Annotated in this window: 10 protein-coding genes and 1 pseudogene; 7 read left to right on the forward strand and 4 right to left on the reverse strand. The window is 72.5% G+C overall.

The window, feature by feature from the left end; all coding sequences use genetic code 11:
• Positions 1-80 precede the first annotated feature (80 nt).
• From rsfS to EAD98_RS09390, 4 genes are all read left to right on the forward strand, one after another.
• Complete coding sequence (gene rsfS, locus EAD98_RS09375) at positions 81-488, forward strand: ribosome silencing factor (protein ID WP_089019415.1); 408 nt, start codon at positions 81-83, stop codon at positions 486-488.
• Positions 485-1,114 carry a histidine phosphatase family protein gene (locus EAD98_RS09380; RefSeq protein WP_121653662.1) on the forward strand — a complete coding sequence of 210 codons (630 nt, stop codon included), beginning with the start codon at positions 485-487 and terminating at the stop codon, positions 1,112-1,114. The genes rsfS and EAD98_RS09380 overlap by 4 nt, the downstream gene beginning before the upstream one ends.
• An 84-nt stretch (positions 1,115-1,198) precedes the next feature.
• Complete coding sequence (locus tag EAD98_RS09385) at positions 1,199-2,053, forward strand: DegV family protein (RefSeq protein WP_121653663.1); 855 nt, start codon at positions 1,199-1,201, stop codon at positions 2,051-2,053.
• Between the two features lie 5 nt (positions 2,054-2,058).
• Positions 2,059-2,832: an SDR family NAD(P)-dependent oxidoreductase gene (locus EAD98_RS09390; RefSeq protein ID WP_121653664.1), complete on the forward strand. Its 774-nt coding sequence runs from the start codon at positions 2,059-2,061 to the stop codon at positions 2,830-2,832.
• A gap of 33 nt (positions 2,833-2,865) precedes the next feature.
• On the opposite strand, the gene EAD98_RS09395 is transcribed toward EAD98_RS09390, so the two are convergent.
• Together EAD98_RS09395 and EAD98_RS09400 are read right to left on the reverse strand one after the other, a co-directional pair.
• Complete coding sequence (locus EAD98_RS09395; RefSeq protein ID WP_121653665.1) at positions 2,866-3,111, reverse strand: flavin reductase; 246 nt, start codon at positions 3,109-3,111, stop codon at positions 2,866-2,868.
• Entirely contained in the window at positions 3,108-3,416 is a 309-nt protein-coding gene (locus tag EAD98_RS09400; RefSeq protein WP_121653670.1) for a hypothetical protein, read from the reverse strand. The genes EAD98_RS09395 and EAD98_RS09400 overlap by 4 nt, the downstream gene beginning before the upstream one ends.
• Positions 3,417-3,648: 232 nt before the next feature.
• Here EAD98_RS09400 and EAD98_RS09405 point away from each other — a divergent pair, with 232 nt between their 5' ends.
• Both EAD98_RS09405 and EAD98_RS09410 read left to right on the forward strand, forming a co-directional pair.
• Positions 3,649-4,398, forward strand: a complete 750-nt coding sequence (locus EAD98_RS09405; protein ID WP_121653666.1) for a DUF5753 domain-containing protein — start codon at positions 3,649-3,651, stop codon at positions 4,396-4,398.
• Complete coding sequence (locus EAD98_RS09410) at positions 4,395-4,589, forward strand: DUF397 domain-containing protein (protein WP_121653671.1); 195 nt, start codon at positions 4,395-4,397, stop codon at positions 4,587-4,589. Before EAD98_RS09405 ends, EAD98_RS09410 begins: the two co-directional genes overlap by 4 nt.
• A 144-nt stretch (positions 4,590-4,733) precedes the next feature.
• Here the strand turns inward: EAD98_RS09410 and EAD98_RS31500 are convergent, their stop codons facing one another.
• Positions 4,734-5,474: a DUF6069 family protein gene (locus EAD98_RS31500; RefSeq protein ID WP_121653667.1), complete on the reverse strand. Its 741-nt coding sequence runs from the start codon at positions 5,472-5,474 to the stop codon at positions 4,734-4,736.
• Between the two features lie 5 nt (positions 5,475-5,479).
• Positions 5,480-6,478 carry an RNA polymerase subunit sigma-70 gene (locus EAD98_RS09420; RefSeq protein ID WP_121653668.1) on the reverse strand — a complete coding sequence of 333 codons (999 nt, stop codon included), beginning with the start codon at positions 6,476-6,478 and terminating at the stop codon, positions 5,480-5,482.
• Between the two features lie 270 nt (positions 6,479-6,748).
• Between EAD98_RS09420 and EAD98_RS30665 the strand changes: the two are divergent.
• Positions 6,749-7,029 (forward strand): annotated as a pseudogene (locus EAD98_RS30665) (hypothetical protein); the annotation flags it as partial.

Here is a 7,029-nt window from a genome sequence, read left to right on the forward strand (position 1 = left end):
TAATCGACCAGAACTGACAAGTCGGGGCGCCGCCGGGTATGAGACGCTTGGAGGATCGCACGGTTGATCGAAGGAGAACGGTGACAGTTTCCGAACGCGCTCACGAGCTGGCGATCGCCGCCGCCCAGGCCGCCGCCGACAAGAAGGCGCAGGACATCACCATCATCGACGTCGGCGACCAGCTCGCCATCACCGACGCGTTCCTGCTCGCCGCCGCCCCCAACGAGCGTCAGGTGCTGGCCATCGTCGACGCCATCGAGGAGCGCCTGCTGGAGCTGCCGGAGAAGGCCAAGCCGGTGCGGCGCGAGGGTGAGCGCGGCGGCCGCTGGGTGCTGCTCGACTACGTCGACATCGTGGTGCACGTCCAGCACACCGAGGAGCGCGAGTTCTACGCGCTCGACCGGCTCTGGAAGGACTGCCCCACGATCCCGTTCGTCGACCGCGACCTGGTCGAGGCCGACGCCAGCGGGTCCGCCACGGCCGAATGACCCGGCTGATCATCTGGCGGCACGGCAACACCGACTGGAACGCCGCCAACCGCGTCCAGGGGCAGACCGACGTACCTCTCAACGAGCTGGGCCGCGACCAGGCCCGCGACGCCGCGCCGCTGCTCGCGTCGCTGCGTCCCGACGCGATCGTGTCCAGCGACCTGAGCCGCGCCGCGGAGACCGCCGCCGCGCTGGCCGCGCTGACCGGCCTGCCGGTCCGCACCGACGCCCGGCTGCGCGAGCGGCACTTCGGGCAGTGGCAGGGCCTGCACCTGACCGAGGTCGCCGAGCGCTTCCCCGCCGAGTACGCCCGCTGGCGGTCCGGCGACCCGGCCCCCGGCGCGGACCTTGAGCCCCTGCCCGACCTGGGCCAGCGGGTCGCCGCCGCGTTGCAGGAGGCCGCCGACGCGGCACCCGGCGGCACCGTGGTGATCGCCACCCACGGTGGCGGCTCCCGGCAGGGCGTCGGTCACCTGCTCGGCTGGGATGCCGGCGTGCTGCGCAGCGTCGGTTCGCTGGCCAACTGCCACTGGACCGAGCTGCGGCACGACGACGTCCGGGGCTGGCAGCTGCGGGCGCACAACGTCGGCCTGATCGCCGTCCCGGCTGTCGCCGACGCGGTCTGAACGCCGTCCCGTTCCGACCGGCCCCCGCTGCCCGGCGCGCTCGCGCCTCGGCGTTCAGCGCCCCGATCGGCTAGCGTGCCGGGCATGCCCGTCGCGGTTGTCACCGACTCCACCGCCTACCTTCCCCCCGACCTGGTGCAGGCGCACCGGCTGACCGTCGTGCCGTTGACCGTCGTGCTCAACGGCGCGGAGGGGCTGGAGGGGGTGGAGACCCAGCCGGCCGACGCCACCCTGGCACTGAGCGGCCGGCGGGTCACGGCCAGCACCTCCCGGCCGGCGCCCGAGCAGTTCGCCCAGACGTACCGTCAGCTCCTCGACGCCGGCGCCGACGGTGTCGTCTCGGTGCACCTCTCCGCCGGCCTGTCCGGCACGGTCGAGGCGGCCCGGCTCGCCGCCGCCGACCTGGACGGCCGGGTCGAGGTCGTCGACAGCCGCTCGGCCGGCATGGGGCTCGGCTTCCCGGCCATCGCGGCCGCCACGGCCGCCGAGGCCGGTGCCGACCTGTCCGGCGTACGCGACGCGGCGCTCGCCGCCGTCGCCCGGACCACCGTCTGGTTCTACGTCGACACGCTGGAGTTCCTCCGCCGTGGTGGCCGGATCAACGCCGCCGAGGCGTTGCTCGGCACGGCCCTGTCGGTCAAGCCGATCATGCACATGCCGGACGGCTCGATCGTGCTGCGGGAGAAGGTGCGCACCGCCAGCCGGGGCGTGGCCCGGCTGGTCGACCTGGCCGTCGAGGCGGCCGGCGACGACGAGGTGGACCTCGGGGTGCACCACCTGGCCGCGCCGCAGCGGGCCGAGGCGTTGCTCGCCGCGCTCACCGAGCGACTCGGCGACCGGCTGCACGACACGTACGTCTCCGAGGCCGGCGCCGTGGTCGCCGCACACGCCGGCCCGGGGCTGGCCTGCGTCGTCGTCCACCGCAGGCCGGGCGGCTGAGCCCGGTGTCCACGTCGTGCGTGGTGACCGGCGGCGGCCGTGGCGTCGGCCGGGCCGTGGTGCAACGACTCGTGGCGTCCGGTGCCACCGTCGTCGTCGTGGAGCGGGACGCCGACGCGGTGGACTGGCTCGCCGGGCATCCGGCCGCCGACCGGCTGGTCGCGGTCATCGGCGACGCCGGCGACGAGCAGGTGGCCGAGCGCGCCGCCGAGCTGGCCCAGCGCTCCGGGCCGCTGACCGGCTGGGTGAACAACGCCGCCGTGTTCCGGGACGCCGCGCTGCACTCGGCGTCGGCCGACGCGGTGCTCGACCTGATCGGCCAGAACCTCCGCCCCGCCGTGGTGGGCGCCGCCGTGGCCGTCCGCCGGTTCCTGGCCGCCGGCGCGGGTGGCGCCATCGTGAACGTCTCGTCGCACCAGGCCTGCCGGCCGGTGTCGGGCGCGCTGCCGTACTCGACGGCGAAGGCCGCCGTGGAGGGGCTGACCCGGGCGCTGGCCGTCGAGTACGGGCGGCACGGCATCCGGGCCAACGCGGTCGCGCTCGGCTCGATCGCCACCGAGCGGCACGGCGACTTCCTCGCCGACCAGGAGCCCACCCAGGCCGAGTGGATCGACGCCGAGCTGACCCGGCTGCACCCGGTGGGCCGGATCGGGACGGTCGACGAGGTGGCGGAGGCGGTCGCGTACCTGCTGTCGCCGGCGGCCAGCTTCATCAACGGGGTCACCCTGCCGGTGGACGGGGGGCGGGCCGTGCTCGGCCTCGACCCGGAGGCCCGCTGACCTCGGTCGGCTCACGTGCGGGTCGTTCTCGCGTCAGCGGACACGAGCCCAGTCGACGAAGCGGTCCGTGAGGTTGGCGGGCGGGTTGCTCGGGTCCAGCGCGGCGAGATCGCGGGCGGCTTCCTGCTGAAGGGACGCCAGGTGGATCAGCAGGGCCGGACGGTCATCGCGGTACTCGCCGAGGAGACGCAGCTTCGCCGCCGAGCAGGGCCAGGCAATCCCGCAGGTACGGCAGCGCCACGAGGGCCTGATCACGGGGTGTTCCGAGCGGGTGATCATCCGCCCACCTTCATCGGCGCCCGACGGACCGGCCGGCGGCGTTCGCGGACGACCGCGGACGCCTGCACCCACTGCGCATTCCGGGGCAGGAAGTAGAGGGTCCGCCGGTCCACCGCCATGCCGTCCGGCCCGAGCTGGTACGCGTCGATCCACAGCCAGCCGTCGTACGTGATCCAGTCCAGCACTTGGATGACCCGCGCCGTGACGGGCCGGACGAACTGCGGGCTCGCCGCACGGGTCAGGAGCAGGACGTCGCCGGCCTGAACCTTGCGCGCGGTCCTCGCGACCGCTGGCGGTGGGTTCACGGGCTTCGGCGGTGGCTCGTCGTTCGGCACGGTCTTCCCCTGAAGGCTGGTGGGAGGGGCCGCCCCGGTGAGTGCTCGCCCGTGGGAGCGGCCCCGCTACGAACGCGTCCGCCGGGATCGGGTTCCCTGCCGGCCGCGCCGTCTACAAAGCACCTTGCCAAGGGTTGCGGGTCGAACACACTGCGTAGCAGTATCTCCTGTGGACGTGCAGAACGTTCCATGGAGGATTTGGATGAACCACGCAGTCATCGAGGCGATGTCGGCAGCGGGCGAGACAGCGGACAGCCTCGCAGCTCAGATAGGCGTCGACCCGAAGACGGCCGCCAAGTGGGCGAATCCCGGACGTATTCCGCAGACTCGTCACCGATCGAAGGTCGCGGGGATCCTAGGCCGTGAAGAGTCGGACCTCTGGCCCGATCTGTTCAAGCGGCGAGAGCCAGCCTGGTTTCGGCCCTGGGCCGACATCGAACGCGAGGCTGTCGCGTTGCGGTGGTACGAGTCCGCCGTGTTACCCGGTCTCCTTCAGACCGAGGCATACGCGCGAGCCGTGTTGAGTAGCGGGCACTGGACCACCGACGATATCCAGGGGCACGTCGAGACACGCCTTCGCCGTCAGGCTGCCGTGTTCGAACGGCCTCGTCCGCCGCTCACCGTCTTCGTCATCGATGAGGCCGCGTTACGACGCGGGAAACCCGACATCATGACCGAGCAGATCGATCACCTGATGGCGCTCGCCGAGCGTCCCGCCGTCATGATTCACGTGGTCCCGCTGACGGCTGGTTTCCACCCCGGCCAGGCAGGACCCTTCGTCATCGCCAGCACACCGGCAGGCGAGGATGTCGGCTACCTCGACGACCAGGCATCGGGGCGCATCAGTAACGACGTTGCTCCCTTGTGGGCTGTGTGGGATACCGTGAGGTCGGTAGCGCTACCGCGAGACCTGACCGTCGATCTGATGAGAGCGCGAGCATGGATGACCTGACCAGCGCCCACTGGCGCACCAGCACCCGCAGCAGCTCGAACGGTGGGGCGTGCGTCGAGGTCGCCGACAACCTTCCCGGCGTCGTTCTCGTCCGCGACACGAAGGACCGCGACGGCGGAACGTTGACCTTCGAGCCGGCTGCCTGGCAGAGCTTCGTGAACCTGGCCAAGGGCATCGGCACCGTCAGCTGACCACAGACAAGCAGGAGCCCGGCCACCCGTGATGGGTGCGCCGGGCTCAACTGTTTCGAGCGCTGGGTTTACTGCCGGGGCCGGCCAGGGTGCACGCAACCAGATACCCCGTGCACCCCGGCCGAACCGGATGGCGTCTGGTCTTCACTCCGCAAGGTGGGTGCGGAGGCTCCGCGTCAGGGTAGGGATCATCACCGCCGCAGGGACGAGGTGCAGCCCGAGGAGGGCGGTGACGGTGCCGGTGTCTCCCCCGGAGAGGAGGGGCGGGACCAGCGAGATCGCGGTCAGCGACACTGCCGTCCAGACGAATCGTTCGGCGGGGCGAGCGCTCCAGCGAAGAAGAGCGACGGCAATGAGGATGCCCACGACCGAGAAGAAGCCGGTCACCACGGCGAACCCGGCCAACGGGATCGTCTCGCCACCATCGGGGATCTCGAAATCGACGCCAACGGCCCGGGCGAGCGCGGCGGCGAGGGTGGTGGCCACCATCGCTGCGAGCGTGGCGAGGAAGCCGGTGACCGCGAGCCCGCGGAGTCGGTGGGTGTGGCTGGTCCGGCCCGACGCCGGGCTCGCCACGACCCCGCTGTCATTCATGCTGTCCATGTCGTTCCTCCATCGATCGGCAACTGGCGTACGGGATGTGTTGACTGGCGCGCGACGCGGGGTGACGATGCGCACCCTCGCCGTGCGACGGCCGGGGTTCCGCAGGGCGCGGACGCCGGTGCCGCGCAACCAGAACCCGGCGTCGCGGCCGAGGACCGGCCCGGGCTCGCCGTCGCGCAGCTCCAGCTGCACCCGCCCGCGGGTGACGACGCCGAACGCGTCGCGCCACTCGGCCGCGACCACCGCGACACGCCCGCCGCCGCGCAGCGTGAGCGTCGGCACCGGGACTACTCCGTGCCGTACGCCGGCAGGCGCTCCGGCAGCCCGAGCCGCGGGAACTGGTCGTTGTGGAAGATGGTGATCTCGGTGATGGCGCCGCCGGTGATACGCAGTACGTCGATGGTCAGCGGCAGGTACGCCTGCTCCTGCTCGCGCCAGAGGTAGAAGGCGATGGCGGGCTGGCGGTTCACGGAGGTGGGGACGGTGCGCAGGCGCCCCAGGTCCTCGAAGCCGCCTTCGGTCCAGTCCTGCACCACCGCGTCGCGGCCGATGTGCAGGCCCGGGGTGGGCGGCATCGAGCAGCGGACGTCGTCCCGCAGCATCGTGGCGAGTGTGTCGATGTCCGTGGCCACGCTGGCGTCGGTGAAGCGGCGCACCAGGTCGCGGGTCCCGGCGTCCTCCTCGCCGCCGGTCCAGTCCTGCCGCTCGGCGGGCAGGTGCTCCCGCATGCCTGCGCGGGCACGCTGCAACGCGCTGTTCACCGAGTTGACGGAGTCTCCGAGCAACTCTGCGACGTCCTTCGCGGGCCAGCCGAGCACGTCCCGCAGGATCAGCACGGCCCGCGGGCGCGGCGCGAGGTGCTGGACCGCGACCAGGTACGCCAGCTCGATCGTCTCCCGCGCGACGGCGACGGTCTCCGGCTCGTCCGCGTCGCCCGCGGGCAGCTCGTCGAGCAGCCGGTCCGGGTACGGCTGTAGCCACAGCACCTCGCCGCCGGTCGCGGGCTCCGGGCGACGCTTGGCGAGCAGGTCGAGGCAGGCGTTGGTGGCGATCCGGTACAGCCAGGCCCGGAACGTCGACCGCCCCGCGAAGGTCTCCCGCCGCCGCCAGGCACGCAGGAACGTCTCCTGCACGGTGTCCTCGGCGTCCTCGAACGACCCGAGCATCCGGTAGCAGTGCACGTGCAGTTCCCGCCGGTGCCGCTGCGCCAGCCCCGAGAACGCCGGCTCGTCGACCTCGCCCAGACCGCTCACGCCCAGCTCCTCCAGCCGCATGTCCGCACTCATCACGTCATCCTTCCGCCTCGTCGTGTCCCGTCGTACGTGTGACGGGTCCGGGCGCGACAACTCATCACCGCGGCCTGCCGGCATGGCCTGGTGGCGGTGCCGGCCAACCTGCCGGGGATGCCAGCCATCGCCTCGGTCAACCGAGCTGGGAAGCTGCCGGCGCCATAGCAGATCCGGACTTGATCAGGGCGTTGTCCACAGTGGGTTCGGCTATCCACAGGGCGAGGCCACCGCACCCCGCCGCGCCGCCCGTCGCCATAGCGTCGCGCCGTGTCGCACGACGAGGAGACAGAGGTACGCCAGCGCCTGCGCCGGCTGACGGCCGCGCCGGTTGGCGCGCCGCCACCCCCGGCCGAGGCGCCACCCGTGGGCGTACCTCCTGGCGCGCCGCTGCCGAGGGCTGAGGCGCTGCTCGCGGGCGTACCTCCGATCGGCGCGCCGCCGCCGGGGGCTGAGGCGCCGCTCGCGGGCGTACCTCTGGTCGACGCGTTGCCGCCTCGGGCCGGGGTGCCGCTCGCGGAGCCGGAGGTGGACGTGCTCCCGGGGTCGGA

This window comes from Micromonospora sp. CV4 (assembly GCF_003667455.1).
Taxonomy (GTDB): domain Bacteria; phylum Actinomycetota; class Actinomycetes; order Mycobacteriales; family Micromonosporaceae; genus Micromonospora.

Coding starts and splice junctions, on each gene's coding strand:
- EAD98_RS09380 (WP_121653662.1), top strand. CDS start 485: ATGACCCGGCTGATCATCTGGCGGCACGGCAACACCGACTGGAACGCC.
- EAD98_RS09385 (WP_121653663.1), top strand. CDS start 1,199: ATGCCCGTCGCGGTTGTCACCGACTCCACCGCCTACCTTCCCCCCGAC.
- EAD98_RS09395 (WP_121653665.1), bottom strand. CDS start 3,111: ATGATCACCCGCTCGGAACACCCCGTGATCAGGCCCTCGTGGCGCTGC.
- EAD98_RS09405 (WP_121653666.1), top strand. CDS start 3,649: ATGAACCACGCAGTCATCGAGGCGATGTCGGCAGCGGGCGAGACAGCG.
- EAD98_RS09420 (WP_121653668.1), bottom strand. CDS start 6,478: ATGAGTGCGGACATGCGGCTGGAGGAGCTGGGCGTGAGCGGTCTGGGC.